Consider the following 15,428-nt stretch of genomic DNA (forward strand, 5'->3'; position numbering starts at 1 on the left):
AGGTCCGTGTCCATGACGGACGGGAGACCCTCGGCGGAACACACGGGTGACGTGGGATGTCGCATGGGAACAGATGTCTGATGGTTCGTCGGCTTCAGGGCGGCGAGCAGGGGTACGCGTCGGTCGAGGCGACGTCCGTCACATCGTTCCGCCCGGGTTTCCGGCAGAAGACGGGGTCCACGCGCAGGTAAACGAGTGTCAACAGTGCGTAAGACCTCGGTGAACCCCGAGCGCCCGATGTGCACGATCCCCTGAGCCGCGAGTAATGTCCTCACCTGCACAGACTCATACAGTTTCCCTGGCCGTTCTCTTGACACCGGAGGGCCCGTTGTCCCGCTTCGCGCTCATCAAGGCAGTGCTCGGACCGATCATGCGCCTGATGTTCCGCCCACAGGTGGAGGGCGCGGAGCACATCCCGGGTGACGGTCCCGTCATCCTGGCCGGCAACCACCTCACCTTCATCGACTCGATGATCCTTCCGCTCGTGTGCGACCGGCAGGTGTTCTTCATCGGCAAGGACGAGTACGTCACCGGCAAGTCCCTCAAGGGCCGCCTCATGGCCTGGTTCTTCACCGGTGTCGGCATGATCCCGGTGGACCGCGACGGCGGCCGCGGGGGTGTGGCCGCGCTGATGACCGGGCGGCGGGTCCTCGAGGAGGGGAAGGTCTTCGGGATCTACCCCGAGGGGACGCGGTCGCCCGACGGGCGGCTGTACCGGGGCCGTACGGGTATCGCCCGGCTGACCCTGATGACGGGGGCACCCGTCGTGCCCTTCGCGATGATCGGCACGGACAAGTTGCAGCCGGGCGGGGCGGGGATGCCCCGGCCCGGCCGGGTCACCGTGCGGTTCGGTGAGGCGATGGAGTTCTCCCGGTACGACGGGATGGACCGCGACCGGTATGTGCTGCGGGCCGTGACGGACTCGGTGATGACCGAGGTCATGCGCCTGTCGGGGCAGGAGTACGTGGACATGTACGCCACGAAGGCGAAGGCCGCCTAGCCGGTTCGTCGTCCCGTGCGGGTGCGCGGGGTTTCCTGCGCGGTTCCCCGCACCCCTAACGGCCCTTGTCGAGCCGTTGGCCCTTCAGCATGAACCAGGCCGCCGCCGCGGTCGCGAGCAGGACTACGGCTCCTGCGCCCGCGGCGATGGCGAGACCGTCCACGAACGCTTCCCGGGCTGACGCCAGCAGGTCCTGAGCCGTGTTCGACGGCAGCCCGGACGCCGCCTCCACCGCGCCGCCCAGCGACTCGTGCGCCCCCTCCGGGGTGCCCGCCGGAGCCGCGAAGCCGCGGTACACGCCGGTCACGATCGAGCCCAGTACGGCGATGCCGAGGGCCGCGCCCAGTTCGTACGCGGTTTCCGAGACCGCCGAGGCCGCGCCCGCCTGTTCCTTCGGGACGCTCGACAGGATCACGTCCGCCGTCACCGTGAACGAGAAGCCCGCGCCCACGCCCACGAACAGGAGGGCCGCTCCCAGCACGGGGTAGCCCGTGGACTGGTCGAGCAGGGTCAGGGACGCCAGGGCCAGGCCGATGGCGGCCAGGCCCCCGGAGACCACCGCGCGTACCGAGTACCTGCGGGCGACCGTACCGGCCACCAGGCCCGCCGCCACGGCCCCCACCGCTGCCGGGAGTTCCGCCAGGCCCGCCTCCAGCGGGCGCCTGCCCTGGACCAGTTGCAGGTACTGGGAGAGGAAGAAGACCAGGCCGGAGAGGCCGAGGATGGTCAGCAGGTCGGCCAGGACGGCGCCGCTGAAGCCGCGGTGGCGGAACAGGCGCATGTCCAGGAGAGGGGTGGGGAGGGTGAGTTGGCGTCGGACGAAGCCGTACAAGGCGGCTCCGCCGAGGACGCCCGCGGTCAGCGTCTCCCACGTGAGGCCGTGGGTCGCGGCCTCCTTGACTGCGTAGACCACGCCGATCATGCCGACCAGGGACAGCGTGACGCTGACCATGTCCCAGGGGCCGGGGTTCGGGTTGCGGGACTCGGGGAGCAGCTTGATCCCGACGAGGACCAGGACCGCCATCACCGGCAGGTTGATCAGGAAGACCGAGCCCCACCAGAAGTGTTCGAGGAGGAAGCCTCCGACGATCGGGCCGACCGCCGTGCCGGCGGATGCGGTCGCGCCCCAGACGCCGATGGCGAGGCTGCGTTCGCGCGGGTCGTGGAAGAGGTTGCGGATCAGGGCCAGGGTGGCCGGCATGAGAGTCGCGCCGGCGACGCCGAGCAGCGCCCGCGCCAGGATCATCAACTCCGGTGTCGTCGCGTAGGCGTTGAGGACGGATATCGCGCCGAACGCCGTCGCGCCGATGAGCAGGATCCGCTTGCGGCCGATGCGGTCGCCGAGGCTTCCCATCGACACCAGCAGGCCCGCGATGACGAACGAGTAGACGTCACCGATCCAGAGGAGCTGGGTACCGGTCGGCCTGAGGTCCTCGCTGATGTACGGGGTCGCGAGGCCGAGGACGGTCGCGTCGACGGCCACCAGCAGCACGGCGAGCACCAGGACGGACAGCGCGAGCCACCGGCCGGGACGCTTCACCGCCTCGGTCGTGGTCGCCGGCTGCAGGGTGCTGGTCATGATTCCTCTCTCCGTAGTGCGCCACCGAGGAGCAGCTCGGTGACCATGTGGGTGAAGTCCTTGGGGGCGACCCGGCCCGCCTGCGTGGCCCAGGCGCACGAGGCGACCAGTCCGTAGAGCGCTTCGGTGAGCCAGGCCGGGGTGAGGTCGATGCGGAACTCGCCGCTTCCTTGTCCGCGCGCGAACAGCGTGGCGATCCGCTGGTCGAGTCGGGACCAGGGATCGCTTTCGCCGTCCTCCCAGAGCTCGTTCTCGCCGTAGAGGAAGGCGAGCAGGCCGGCGACCGGCTCGATCTCGCGTACGAGCCTGTGCACGGCGTCGCTCGCGGACCCCTCGTCGAGGCGGGCCGCGTCCAGCGCCGCCTCGCACTCGGCGATGCCGTGCTCCTCCAGTGCCCGCACGAGCGCGTCGCGTCCCGCGAAGTGGCGGTGCAGCGTGGCCCGGCTGATCCCGGCGCCCTTGGCGACCTCGTCCATGGTCGCGGTGGATTTGCGGGTCAGCAGGGCCGCGGCGGTGCGCAGCACATGGTCACGATCGACAGCCATGAGACAAGAGTACCTCGTGTGAGACGTTGATGTCTCACACGAGGTACGGGCGTCTCATGCTGGATGGCCGGGCCGGGCTCTTCTCAGTGCCAGGGCAGCCGGCCGCGCCGCTGCCAGTAGGTCTGCGGGTCCTCCGCCAGCTCCGCGAGCCGGGACAGCTGTGCGTCGTCGAGGTCGACCACGGCGGCGTGGAGGTTGGAGGCGAGCTGGTTGGTCGTGGCGGCTCCGGACAGGACCACTCCGGCCCAGGGCTGCCTGAGGACGAGCGCGAGGGCCACCGAGTCGCAGCCGAGGGCCGTCTCCTCCGCCACGGCCTTCAGGGCGTCGGGGGCGTGCGGTGCGGCGAGCCTTCCGTTGGCCATGCCCTCCTTGACGATCACCGTGAGACCCGCGTCGTGCGCCTCGGCGAGGGCGGGGGCGGCCGAGGTCTCCAGGGCGTTGTACGTCGACTGGACGGTACGGAAGAGGGGTTCGCCGCCGACCGTCACCTCCAGTGCGGCGCGGATCGCGTCCGCCTGGGCGGGGCCGCTGGTCGAGAAGCCGATGGTGGTGCCCTCGGCGGCGGCCTCCGCGAGCCTCGCGTGGAGTTCCTTGTCGGTGAGGGCCGGGCTGTCCGGGGTCACCGAATGGATCTGGTACAGGTCCAGGTGGTCACCGAGGAGTTCGGCGGTCTCGGCGCGCTGGCGCTCGTAGGTCCGGACGCTGTGGTCCTTGACCTCGTGCTTCTCGGCGTCGGTGGTCCAGTCGGCGGTGTAGGTGTAGCCCCACTTGCTGCCGACGACCAGGTCGTCCCGGCCGGGGTTCCTGTTGAGCCAGTCCGCGAGGAACTCCTCCGAGCGGCCGTAGGAGCGGGCCACGTCGAAGTAGCGGACGCCTTGGGCGTAGGCGGCGTCGAGGAGTTCGTGGGTGCGGGCGCGGAGCGTCTCGACGCTCCGGTCGTCTCCCAGGTCCTCGTCTCGGCCCAGGTTGATGTAGCCGGGGCGGCCCACTGCGGCGAGGCCGAGGCCGATGTGGCAGGTGGGGGTGGTGGCTGTGGCGAGTCGGGCGAAGGGCATGCCGACAACGTAGCTCGGGATGCCCTTCGCCTCATGAAGTGGGTTGTGCGGCGCTTCGGCGGGTGCGGCGGCTTTGTGGCCGGTCGCGCAGTTCCTCGCGCCCCTAAAGGCGCTTGGCCCACCGGTGCTGAGCGGCGACGTCGGTCTTCACCTCTGCCAGCTGCACCGCCACCGCGCTGGGCGCCGTACCGCCGCGGCCGTTCCTCGACGCCAGGGCGCCGGGGACGTTGAGGACCGACCGGACCTCCGGGGTCAGGTGGGCGCTGATCTTGGCGAACTGCTCGTCCGTCAGGTCGTTCAGCTCCTTGCCCTCGGCCTCGGCCGCCTTGACGCACTCGCCGGCGACCTCGTGGGCCACCCGGAAGGGCACGCCCTGCTTGACCAGCCACTCGGCGATGTCGGTGGCGAGGGAGAAGCCGGCCGGGGCCAGTTCCTCCATGCGCTCGCGGTTGACCGTGAGGGTGGCCATCATGCCGGTGAAGGCGGGGAGCAGGACCTCCAGCTGGTCGCAGGAGTCGAAGACCGGCTCCTTGTCCTCCTGGAGGTCGCGGTTGTAGGCGAGGGGCAGGGCCTTGAGGGTGGCCATGAGACCCGTCAGGTTGCCGATCATGCGGCCGGACTTGCCCCGGGCCAGCTCCGCGATGTCCGGGTTCTTCTTCTGGGGCATGATCGACGAGCCCGTGGAGAAGGCGTCGTGCAGGGTCACGAAGGAGAACTCCTTCGTGTTCCAGATGATGATCTCCTCGGCGATCCGGGAGAGGTTGACGCCGATCATCGCGGTGATGAAGGCGAACTCCGCGACGAAGTCACGGGAGGCCGTGCCGTCGATGGAGTTGCCGACCGATCCGTGCTCGAAGCCGAGGTCCTCGGCCACCGCCTCCGGGTCCAGGCCGAGGGAGGAGCCCGCGAGCGCTCCCGAGCCGTACGGCGAGACCGCCGTGCGCTCGTCCCACTGGCGCAGCCGCTCCGCGTCCCGGGACAGGGACTGGACGTGGGCCAGGACGTGGTGGGCGAAGAGGACCGGCTGGGCGTGCTGGAGGTGGGTGCGGCCGGGCATCGCCACGTCGGAGTGCGCCTCCGCGAGGCCGACCAGGGCGTCCTGGAGCTCGGCGATCAGACCGCCGATGATCCGGGCGTGGTCCCGCAGGTACATGCGGAAGAGGGTCGCGATCTGGTCGTTGCGGGAACGGCCGGCGCGCAGCTTGCCGCCGAGGTCGGGGCCGACCCGCTCCAGCAGGCCCCGCTCCAGGGCGGTGTGACAGTCCTCGTCGGCGATCGTGCCCACGAAGGAGCCGTCGGCCACGTCGGCCTCGAGCTGGTCGAGTCCGGCGAGCATGCGCTGGAGCTCGTCCTCGCTCAGCAGGCCCGCCTTGTGCAGCACGCGCGCGTGGGCACGCGAGCCGGCGATGTCGTACGGCGCGAGCCGCCAGTCGAAGTGGACGGACGCGGACAGCTTGGCCAGGGCCTCGGCGGGACCGTCGGCGAAACGACCGCCCCAGAGCCGGACGTCACCGCTGTTGCTGCTCACTTGCGTTGCTCCTCACCGCTGCACTCCAGGTTATGCATGATTATGCAGAGCCCTGCATGATTCGTCAATTCGAGCTCGGGGCGGCAGAGAATTTGCGGTCCCTTTGAACACCGGAAACCGCTTGCCCGTATTCCACGCCGAACGCAGGCGCCGCGTTTGTAAACGAAGACCACTTCCCGACCCCGAGTGAGGCATCCGCATGTCCAGGGCTCTTCCGAAGTACAACAAGCGCCGCGTGGCGATCATCGGCGGCGCCGCCGCCGTCGCACTGACCGGGGCGATCGTCGCCGGCACCGCCCTCGCCGGGGAGACCTCCTCCAACAAGAACAGCACCACCGGCGCCCGGACGCTGGCCGGCCCCGGCAGCATCACCTGCCCGGACGTGGCCTCGCAGCTGCCCGCGATCCCGGCGACCGCGCAGGCCGAGGTCGACCGCAACCTGACCCTCCTGCAGACCCAGATCGACGAGGCCAACAAGCGACTCGTCGACACCGTCGGCCAGGGCGGGCCCAACTTCGTCCAGAACGCCATCCTCGGCCCGCTGGAGGACAAGCGGATCGCCACGGTCAACCGCATCGCCACCGCCATCGGCCGTACCGCGGACAAGCCGCAGGGGCTGGACGCGCTGGCGCCCTGCACCCTCAACGCCGGCGGCGCGGCCGACACGGGTGCCGGTCAGGAGGCGGGCGCCGGTGAGGAGACCGGGGCGGGCGCGGAGGCCGGCGCCGGTGCAGAGGCAGGGGCCGGCGCGGAGGCAGGGGCCGGCGCGGAGGCGGGCGCGGGTGACGCGGCCGGCGGCGAGGAGACGGGCGGAGCCGCCGAGGACACCGGCGGTGCCGCCGCCGCGGGCGCCATCTCCTGCCCGGACGTGGCCTCGCAGCTGCCCGCGATCCCGGCGACCGCGCAGGCCGAGGTCGACCGCAACCTGACCCTCCTGCAGACCCAGATCGACGAGGCCAACAAGCGACTCGTCGACACCGTCGGCCAGGGCGGACCGAACTTCGTCCAGAACGCCATCCTCGGCCCGCTGGCCGACAAGCGGAAGTCGACCATCGACCGCATCGCGATCTCCATCGGCCGCACCGCGGAGAAGCCGCAGGGTCTCGACTCCCTGGCCGCCTGCTCGCTCACCCAGTGAGATGACAGGCGCTGTGGCCGCCCCGTGTGAGCGCCGGCCGGGGCGGCCACGGACGTCGTCGTACGAGACGACGCCCAAATTCGTTAGACAGGCGAAAGGTTCGCACCCATAATGCTTGGACATGGGAAAGACCTATGAGCGCATAGACGGTCGGCTCCGCTCGTTCATCGAGGCGCAGCCCCTGTTCTTCACCGCGACCGCTCCCCTCTCCGGCGACGGCACGGTCAACCTCTCCCCCAAGGGCCTGCGTGGCTCCTTCGTGATTCTCGACGAACTCACCGTGGCCTACCTCGACTTCGCCGGCTCCAACGCCGAGACGATCGCCCATCTGCGGGAGAACGGCCGGATCACCCTCATGTGGTGCGCGTTCCAGGGTCCGCCGAACATCGTCCGGGTGCACGGCCGCGGTGAGCCCGTCTTCCGGGACGATCCGCGCTTCCAGGAGCTGCTCACCCACTTCCCGGACATCGACCCGGCCGCACACGGACTGCGGGCCGTCATCGTCGTGAAGGCAGAACTGGTCCGGGACTCCTGCGGTTACGCGGTGCCGTACATGGCGTACGAGAGCGAGCGCGAGCTGCACGCCAAACGGTTCTCACGCGAGGACGACGTGTCGCTCAGCGAGTACTTCGGCAAGAAGGAGCACATCGCGACGAGCCTGGACGGCCTGCCGGGACTGCCGTTGCCGCTGCCGCCCTCCGCGGTCTGACTCAGCCGTCGCCGATCCGGACGGTGAAGGTCGTCGAGCCCGGCGCGCTCTCCACCGTCACGCTTCCCCCGTGGGCCTCCACCACGGCGGCCACGATCGACAGCCCGAGGCCCGCGCCGCCGGTCGCCGCCTTGGTGCTGCGGTCGGCGCGGGTGAAGCGTTCGAACACGCCGTGCCGGATGTCCTCGGGGATGCCGGGGCCGTCGTCGTGGACCCTCAACAGCGCTGTGCCGGCCTCGGCCTCCAGTGTCACCGTCACCTTGGTGCCGTCCGGGGTGTGCAGCCGGGCGTTGGACAGCAGGTTGGCCAGGACCTGCTGGAGGCGGTGCTCGTCGCCCGTCACGATGACCGGGTCCTCCGGGAGGTCCAGCTCCCAGCGGTGACCGGAACCCGTGGCCCGCGCGTCCGTGAGGGCGTCGAGGACCAGACGGGTCAGGTCGACGGGGGCCGACTCCAAGGGTCGGCCGGCGTCCAGGCGGGCCAGCAGGAGAAGGTCGTCGACCATGGCGCCCATACGGGTCGACTCGGCGGCGATGCGTTCCAGGGCCCGGGTGATCTCCGGCGGCAGCGGTCCGGGGTGCAGCAGGGCGAGTTCGGCGTGGCCGCGTACCGAGGCGACGGGGGTGCGCAGTTCGTGGCTGGCGTCGGCGGCGAAGCTGCGCAGCCGTTCCTCGCTGGCGTGGCGTTTGGTGAGGGCGTCCTCGACGTGGCCGAGCATGCGGTTGAAGGCGCCGGCGACCTGCCCCATCTCGCTGCGCGGATCGGACTCGGGGGCGCGGGGCGGCAGGGCCACCTCCCCGCTCGCCAGGGGCAGTTCGCTGACCCGGGTGGCGGTCGCGGCGACCCGGCTGAGCGGGCGCAGGGACCAGCGCACCCACAGGGCGCCCGCGACCCCGGCGGCGGTGAGGGCGGCGCCGAAGACGATCGCCGAGACCAGTTCGAGGCGGTGGACCGCGGCTTCGACGGGCTCCAGGGGCAGACCGGTGACCAGGACGTCGCCGTCGAGACCCCGGGTGGCGATCACCCGGTACTCGTCCAGGGCGGAGAGGCCGATGTCGTGCCCCCGGCCGTCGACCGGGACCGCCCGGAGCCGTTCGCGGTCACCCGTGGTCAGGTCGACGTTCAGGGTGCCGGCGGAGCGGACCACCGCCGCGTTGGTGACCGTGCCGTCCACCAGTCGGGCGCCGAAGGTGCCCGTGGCCTGGCGGCGGGTGTCGGCGTGCTCGTCGCCGTCGTGATCGTCCTTCGCGGTCTCCCCCCGGTGTTCCAGGCTGACCGCGAACCTGTTCCCGGCGTCGGCGAGCTGCTGGTCGAGGCGGTTGGTGAGGAAGCCGTTCAGCTCCAGCACGGCGGCCACTCCGACGGCGGCGCAGCTCACCGCAAGCAGCACCACCAGGCCGAGGGTGAGCCGGGCCCGCAGCGTGTGCGGCAGCAGGCTCCTCACGGTGTCACCGGTTTGATCACGTACCCCGCCCCGCGCACGGTGTGGATCATCGGTTCGCGGCCCGCGTCCACCTTCTTGCGCAGGTAGGAGATGTACAGCTCGACGACATGGGCGCGGCCGCCGAAGTCGTAGGACCACACCCGGTCGAGGATCTGCGCCTTGCTGAGCACGCGGCGCGGGTTGCGCATGAGGAAGCGCAGCAGCTCGAACTCGGTCGGGGACAGCTCGATCAGCTCGCCTGCCCGGGTGACCTCGCGGGCCTCCTCGTCCATGACCAGGTCGCCGACGGTCAGCCGGGGGCCCTCGTCGAGCTGGCGGGCCATGCCCGCGCGGCGCAGCAGTCCGCGCAGCCGGGCGACGACCTCCTCCAGGCTGAAGGGCTTGGTGACGTAGTCGTCGCCGCCCGCGGTGATGCCCTTGATGCGGTCCTCGACGGCGTCCCGGGCGGTCAGGAAGAGCACGCAGACGTCCGACTTCACACCGTGCAGGGCGCGCAGGACGGCGAAGCCGTCGGTGTCCGGGAGCATCACGTCCAGGACGACGGCGTCGGGCAGCAGTTCCCGGGCGGCGGTCAGCGCCGAGGCACCGTCGCCTGCCGTGCGGACCTGCCAGCCCTCGTAGCGCAGGGCGCCGGAGAGGACCTCGGCGAGATCCGGGTCGTCGTCGACGACGAGGACGCGCAGCGGGGTGCCGTCGGGGCGGGTGAGGGCGGGGCGGCCGGAGCGGGTCGTGTTCATGGCCCTCCCAGGATCTCCCCCGGCGGGGGCGGCGGACACCGCGAGATGCTCTGAGTTTCCTCTGAGTCAGCTCAGCGGGTGCCCGTTCAGAGGCTCCTCAGAGGTTCCCCTCGCACAGTGGTGTCCAGGACAGGCGAAAGGACACCCCTATGACCACCGTGTACGAGCGGCGGGCCGCACCGGCCGTGGCGCCGCCCGCGCGACGATCACCGGCGGGTGTCGTGCTGGCCCTGCTGTGGGCGGGCGCGGCGGCCGTGATCGCCCTGTGGTGGTCGGACACCGCTTCCGTGGTCGGTACGGCCGGATGGCTGACCGGGGCCGGGCGGATCGCCGGACTGCTGTGCGGATACGCCTGCGCGGTACTGGTGGGTCTGATGGCGCGGGTGCCGCTGCTGGAGCGGCGCATCGGCTCGGACCGGGTGTCGCGCTGGCACGCGATGGCCGGCCGCTACACCGTCTGTCTGCTGCTCGCCCACATCGGGCTGATCCTCGCCGGGTACGCGGCCCAGGACAGTGCCTCGCTGTGGCACGAGACGCTCACGGTGGTCCTCGACTACCCGGAGATGCTCAAGGCGACCGCCGGTACGGTGATCCTCCTCGCCGTCGGCATCACCTCGGCGCGGGCGGTGCGCCGCCGCACCAGCCACGAGTTCTGGTACTACGTCCACCTCCTGACCTACGCGGCCGTGTTCCTCGCCTTCGGCCACCAACTGGCCCTCGGCAACGACTTCAACGGCAACGCGGTGGCCACGGCGGCCTGGTACGCGCTCTATCTCGGCGTCGCCGCCCTGGTGCTGTGGTTCCGGATCCTCGCCCCGGTACGGCTGAACCTGCGGCACCGGCTGCGCGTGGAGTCGGTGCACCAGGAGGCACCGGGGGTGTGGTCGATCGTCGTGCACGGGCGGGAGCTGGACCGACTGGGCGCGCGGCCGGGGCAGTTCTTCCGCTGGCGGTTCCTCGCCGAGGGACTGCGCTGGACCGCGACGCCGTACTCCCTGTCGGCGCCGCCCCGCCGCAACCGGATGCGGATCACCGTCAAGGCACTCGGCGACCACAGCACGGCCGTGGCGCTGTTGCGGCCCGGCACGCGCGTGTGGGCGGAGGGGCCGTACGGCTCGCTGACCGGCGACCGGCAGACCTCGCCGAAGTCGCTGCTCGTCGCCGCGGGCGTCGGCATCACGCCGTTGCGGGCACTGTTCGAGACCCTCCCGGGCGACGTCACCCTGCTCTACCGGGCCCGCACCGCCGAGGACCTCGCCCTCGGGGGCGAGTTGGAGGCCCTGGCCCGCTGGCGCGGCGCGAAGGTGCTGTACGCGCTCAACGGACCGGACGGCCGCCGTCCGAATCTGACCGCCCCCTCCCTGCGGTCGGCCGTCCCGGACCTCGCGGGTCACGACGTCTACATCTGCGGCCCGCACGGCTTCGCCCGGGACCTGTACGAGGAACTGCGGGCCGCCGGGGTCCCGGACAGCCGGATCCACCACGAGTCGTTCGAACTCTGAGACCTGTGAGGCCGTAGAAGTGCACGCGTTGAACAAGAACCGCCCGCTGCGCCGGATCGTGCTGGCGAGCGCCGCCACCGTCTCCGGCATGGTGATGCTGCTGTCGCTGAAGCCGCACGCGTCACCGCAGGCCGCCCTGTCGCTGCCCGCGCCCTCCGCCAGCGCCGGCGCGAGCGCGTCGAGCGGCACCGGATCGGCCACCACCGGCACGAAGACCGTCACCGGCGACACGATCCAGACCCGCTGGGGTCCGGTCCAGGTCCGCATCACGATCAAGGACGGCAAGCTCACCGAGGTCACGGCGGTCGCCTACCCGACGGACAACCCGCGGGACCAGGAGATCAACAGCTACGCCCTTCCGCGGCTGCGTTCCGAGGCCCTCCAGGCGCAGAGCGCGAACATCGACACCGTCTCGGGGGCCACGTACACGAGCGATGGTTACCGCCAGTCACTCCAGTCCGCACTGGACTCTGCCGTCGGCTGAACACACCGGCGTCACGGCACGTATCCAAGGACCAAGGGACCACGCCCACCCCCCTTGCCCCCGTCCCCGGAGGAAACGTGACCACCACGCTCGCAGGCGGCCGCGCCGCCCGCCGCCAGACGATGCGCCGCATCCGCCCGCGCCGTTCCCCGGCGACCGTCCTGCTGATCGCCGTATGGGCGGGCGCGGCCGGAGTGCTGTGGCTGTGGTGGCACAACACGCCGTCCGTGGCCGACGACAACAGCAAGATCCTCAACGCGGGCCGGATCACCGGTCTGCTGGCCGGCTATCTGATGGCGCTCGTGGTGCTCCAGATGGCCCGGGTGCCCGCGCTGGAGCGCCGGGTGGGCTCCGACCGGGTCGCCCGCTGGCACGCGATGAGCGGCCGGTACACGCTCTGTCTGACGGTCGCCCACGTCTTCCTGATCATGTGGGGCTACGCCCTCCAGGCCGGCAAGGGCCTCGGCGACATCGTCCAGCAGACGATGGACTCCATCAACCAGCTCCCGGACATGGGCAAGGCGGCCATCGGCACCGGCCTGCTGTTCTTCATCGGGCTGATCTCGATCGGCGGGGTACGGAAGAGGATTCCGTACGACACCTGGTACCACGTGCACCTGCTGACGTACGCGGCGGTCTTCCTGACCTTCTGGCACCAGCTGACCACCGGCAACGACTTCGCGGTCGAGCCGGTCGCCAAGACCGTCTGGTACGGGCTGTACGGCTCGGTCACCGCGCTGGTGCTCTGGTACCGGATCCTCACCCCGATCCGGCTGAACCTGCGGCACCGCATGTACGTCGAAGCGGTCGTCGAGGAGACCCCGGGTGTGGTGTCGGTGCTGATCGGCGGCCGGAAGCTGCACCGGATGGGCGCGGAGGCGGGCCAGTTCTTCCGCTGGCGGTTCCTCGCGCCGGGCATGCGGTTCAGCTCCCACCCGTACTCGCTGTCCGCGGCGCCCCGACCGGGCATGCTGCGGATCACGGTGAAGGCGATCGGCGACCACAGCGAGCGGCTGCGCGAGCTGGAGCCCGGCACCAAGGTGTGGGCCGAGGGGCCCTACGGCGCCCTGACCGCCCAGCGCCGCAGCCGCGGCAAGGTGCTGCTGGTGGCCGGCGGCGTCGGCATCACGCCGATGCGGGCCCTGTTCGAGACGCTGCCGGGCGCGGCCGGTGACATCACCCTGCTGTACCGGGCCAACACCACCCAGGACCTGGCCCTGTGGGACGAGCTCGCCGCCATCGCGGACGAGCGCGGCGCCCGCCTGATGTACGCGGTCAACAGTCCGGACGGGGAGCGCCCGGACATCTCCGCCGAGTCCCTCCAGCGCAAGCTCCCCGACATCGACAAGCACGACGTGTTCATGTGCGGGCCGAACGGCTTCGCGCAGACCGTGTACGAAGCACTGCGCGGCGCGGGTGTGCCCGCCCGCCGCATCCATCACGAGTCGTTCGAGATGTGAGCGACGGGAATCCAGGAGCTGTTGAAGCGATGAGGAAGTCTCACCCCGTCCGTCGAGTCGTGCTCGCGACCGCCGCCACCGTCTCCGGTGTCGTGCTGATGCTGTCGCTGAAGCCGTCCACGGACCCGGCGTCCGCCCAGGCGGGCGGCACGCTCCCGCAGCAGACGGCCGCGGCGCAGGAGTCGGCCCAGGGCGGCACCGGGGCGGCCGCCGGCGCCACGGTCACCGGGGACGCGGTCCAGACGCAGTACGGGCCGGTTCAGGTCCGGATCACGGTCAGCGGCAACAAGATCACCAAGGCGGAGGCGGTCCAGGCGCCCAAGGGCGGCGAGAGCGACCAGAAGACCGCCCTCTCCGTCCCGAAGCTCAACGAGGCCGTGGTCGCCAAGCAGAGCCCGCAGATCGACACCGTGTCCGGGGCGACCTACACCAGCGAGGGCTACAAGAAGTCGCTGCAGTCGGCGATCGACAAGGCGAACGCGGCCGCGCCGCAGCCGTCGGCCCAGCCGTCGAAGCCGGCGGGCGGCAACGCGGGTGGCGGTGCCGCCGCCAAGACGGTGACCGGTGCCGTGTCGCAGACCCAGTACGGGCCGGTCCAGGTCCGGATCACGGTCGCCGGCGGCAAGATCACCAACGCCGAGGCCGTGCAGGCGCCGAAGGGCGGGACCAGCGACCAGAAGACGGCGCTGTCCATCCCGAAGCTCAACCAGGAGGCCGTGGCGGCCGGCAGCGCGGACATCGACTCCGTGTCCGGGGCCACCTACACCAGCGAGGGCTACAAGAAGTCGCTCCAGTCCGCGCTGGACCAGGCCGGTGGCTGACACGGTGGCCGAGTCGGCACAAGCTCCCGCCGCGGTACGTCATGCGGAGGAGGTCATGGGGACGGTCTTCTCCTTCGACGTCCGCGGCGGGGAACCCGTTGCCGTGCAGACGGCACTGCGGGAGGCGGTGGCGGGACTGCACCGCGTGAACGAGGTGTTCAGCACCTACCGCGACGACAGCCAGGTCTCCCGGCTGGCCCGCGGGGAACTGACGCTCGACGAGTGCGATCCCGAGGTCGCCGAGGTGCTCGAACTGGGCGCCGAGGCCGAGCGGTTGAGCGACGGCTGGTTCAGCACGCGGTACGAGGGCCGTCTCGACCCCACGGGCATCGTCAAGGGCTGGGCGGTGGAACGCGCGGCCCGTCGCGTCGCCGAGTCGGGCGCGACCGGCGTCAGCGTCAACGGCGGCGGAGACGTGCAGCTGTTGGGCGTTCCGGGCCCCGACCGCCCGTGGCGCGTGGGAGTCTCGGACCCCCTGCGCCCGGGCGGCCTGGCGGCGGTGGTCTCGGCGGCGGGCGCGACGGAGCTGGCGGTGGCGACTTCGGGCACGGCCGAGAGGGGCGCCCACATCGTCGACCCGCGCACGGGCCGCTCGGCGGTCACGGACCTGCTGGCGGTGACGGTAGTGGCCCCCACCGTCACCTGGGCCGACTGCTGGGCCACGGCCGCCTTCGCGATGGGTTCCCGGGAGGGCCTGGCCTGGCTGGAGAGCCTGCCGGACACAGAGGCACTGCTGATCACGGCGGGCGACGAGGTCCTGATCACAGGGGGCCTGGCAGCTCGACTCGGGTGAGCGGGTTTCCCCAGGGGCGCGGGGAACTGCGCGACCAGCCCCCACAGACCCGCGCCCGACGAACCACCCCTCAATGCCCGTTCTGAGCCAACCGCAACAAATGCTCAGCCAGTGCCTGTCCCCCCGTAGGATTCCGGCTGATCAGCATCAACGTGTCGTCACCGGCGATGGTCCCCAGGATGTCGTGCAGCTCGGCCTGATCAATGGCCGACGCCAGGAACTGCGCCGCCCCCGGAGGAGTCCGCAGGACCACGAGGTTCGCCGAAGCCTCCGCGGAGATCAGCAGCTCCTGCGACAGCCGCCGCATCCGCTCCTCCTTCGCCGACTCCCCCAGCGGAGCACGCGGGGTCCGGAAACCCCCCTCGCTCGGCACCGCGTAGATGAGATCCCCGTCGTTGTTGCGGATCTTCACCGCGTTCAGCTCGTCGAGGTCCCGGGACAGCGTCGCCTGGGTGACGCTCAGCCCGTCGTCGGACAACAGCTTGGCCAACTGGCTCTGCGACCGCACCGGTTGCCGGTTGAGGATGTCCACGATCCGCCGGTGGCGCGCGGTACGCGTCTGCGGCACCGCGGGCCCCGCGACCCCGTTGTGCTCGTGCTCCTGCGCATGACTCATCGTCGTCTCATTCTCCG

15 protein-coding genes are annotated in these 15,428 nt (G+C 71.1%); 8 read left to right on the forward strand and 7 right to left on the reverse strand.

The window, feature by feature from the left end:
* Positions 1-328: 328 nt before the first annotated feature.
* On the forward strand, positions 329-1,000 hold the full coding sequence (locus IOD14_RS30380) for a lysophospholipid acyltransferase family protein (RefSeq protein WP_031056138.1): 672 nt from the start codon (positions 329-331) through the stop codon (positions 998-1,000).
* 55 nt (positions 1,001-1,055) lie between these two features.
* Here IOD14_RS30380 and IOD14_RS30385 read toward each other — a convergent pair whose 3' ends face one another.
* From IOD14_RS30385 to argH, 4 genes are all read right to left on the reverse strand, one after another.
* A complete protein-coding gene (locus IOD14_RS30385) occupies positions 1,056-2,579 on the reverse strand; it encodes an MFS transporter (protein WP_212672056.1) in 1,524 nt (507 codons plus the stop codon).
* The gene (locus IOD14_RS30390; protein ID WP_212672057.1) at positions 2,576-3,124 is read right to left on the reverse strand and encodes a TetR/AcrR family transcriptional regulator; all 549 of its coding nucleotides are present in this window, start codon (positions 3,122-3,124) and stop codon (positions 2,576-2,578) included. Before IOD14_RS30390 ends, IOD14_RS30385 begins: the two co-directional genes overlap by 4 nt.
* A gap of 83 nt (positions 3,125-3,207) precedes the next feature.
* Complete coding sequence (locus IOD14_RS30395; protein ID WP_123988004.1) at positions 3,208-4,179, reverse strand: aldo/keto reductase; 972 nt, start codon at positions 4,177-4,179, stop codon at positions 3,208-3,210.
* A gap of 103 nt (positions 4,180-4,282) precedes the next feature.
* Positions 4,283-5,707, reverse strand: a complete 1,425-nt coding sequence (gene argH / locus IOD14_RS30400; RefSeq protein ID WP_212672058.1) for an argininosuccinate lyase — start codon at positions 5,705-5,707, stop codon at positions 4,283-4,285.
* 199 nt (positions 5,708-5,906) lie between these two features.
* Here argH and IOD14_RS30405 point away from each other — a divergent pair, with 199 nt between their 5' ends.
* Positions 5,907-6,845 (forward strand): hypothetical protein, encoded by a 939-nt coding sequence (locus IOD14_RS30405; RefSeq protein WP_123988006.1) that lies wholly within the window; start codon positions 5,907-5,909, stop codon positions 6,843-6,845.
* A 121-nt stretch (positions 6,846-6,966) separates the two neighbouring features.
* Positions 6,967-7,554, forward strand: a complete 588-nt coding sequence (locus IOD14_RS30410; protein ID WP_123988007.1) for a pyridoxamine 5'-phosphate oxidase family protein — start codon at positions 6,967-6,969, stop codon at positions 7,552-7,554.
* A 1-nt stretch (position 7,555) separates the two neighbouring features.
* Here IOD14_RS30410 and IOD14_RS30415 read toward each other — a convergent pair whose 3' ends face one another.
* Both IOD14_RS30415 and IOD14_RS30420 read right to left on the reverse strand, forming a co-directional pair.
* Positions 7,556-8,998 carry a HAMP domain-containing sensor histidine kinase gene (locus IOD14_RS30415; RefSeq protein ID WP_123988008.1) on the reverse strand — a complete coding sequence of 481 codons (1,443 nt, stop codon included), beginning with the start codon at positions 8,996-8,998 and terminating at the stop codon, positions 7,556-7,558.
* The gene (locus tag IOD14_RS30420; protein WP_123988009.1) at positions 8,995-9,735 is read right to left on the reverse strand and encodes a response regulator transcription factor; all 741 of its coding nucleotides are present in this window, start codon (positions 9,733-9,735) and stop codon (positions 8,995-8,997) included. Before IOD14_RS30420 ends, IOD14_RS30415 begins: the two co-directional genes overlap by 4 nt.
* A gap of 149 nt (positions 9,736-9,884) precedes the next feature.
* Between IOD14_RS30420 and IOD14_RS30425 the strand changes: the two genes are divergently transcribed.
* From IOD14_RS30425 to IOD14_RS30445, 5 genes are all read left to right on the forward strand, one after another.
* Complete coding sequence (locus IOD14_RS30425) at positions 9,885-11,237, forward strand: ferredoxin reductase family protein (RefSeq protein ID WP_212672059.1); 1,353 nt, start codon at positions 9,885-9,887, stop codon at positions 11,235-11,237.
* A 19-nt stretch (positions 11,238-11,256) separates the two neighbouring features.
* Entirely contained in the window at positions 11,257-11,721 is a 465-nt protein-coding gene (locus tag IOD14_RS30430; RefSeq protein ID WP_212672060.1) for an FMN-binding protein, read from the forward strand.
* Positions 11,722-11,798: 77 nt separating this feature from the next.
* Positions 11,799-13,181, forward strand: a complete 1,383-nt coding sequence (locus IOD14_RS30435) for a ferredoxin reductase family protein (RefSeq protein ID WP_174269071.1) — start codon at positions 11,799-11,801, stop codon at positions 13,179-13,181.
* Between the two features lie 29 nt (positions 13,182-13,210).
* Positions 13,211-14,002, forward strand: a complete 792-nt coding sequence (locus IOD14_RS30440) for an FMN-binding protein (RefSeq protein ID WP_212672061.1) — start codon at positions 13,211-13,213, stop codon at positions 14,000-14,002.
* Complete coding sequence (locus tag IOD14_RS30445; RefSeq protein ID WP_249126104.1) at positions 13,995-14,795, forward strand: FAD:protein FMN transferase; 801 nt, start codon at positions 13,995-13,997, stop codon at positions 14,793-14,795. The genes IOD14_RS30440 and IOD14_RS30445 overlap by 8 nt, the downstream gene beginning before the upstream one ends.
* Before the next feature lie 70 nt (positions 14,796-14,865).
* Here IOD14_RS30445 and IOD14_RS30450 read toward each other — a convergent pair whose 3' ends face one another.
* Positions 14,866-15,411 (reverse strand): arginine repressor, encoded by a 546-nt coding sequence (locus IOD14_RS30450; protein WP_007380783.1) that lies wholly within the window; start codon positions 15,409-15,411, stop codon positions 14,866-14,868.
* Between the last annotated feature and the right edge of the window lie 17 nt (positions 15,412-15,428).

It is taken from the genome of Streptomyces sp. A2-16 (genome assembly GCF_018128905.1).
Taxonomy (GTDB): domain Bacteria; phylum Actinomycetota; class Actinomycetes; order Streptomycetales; family Streptomycetaceae; genus Streptomyces.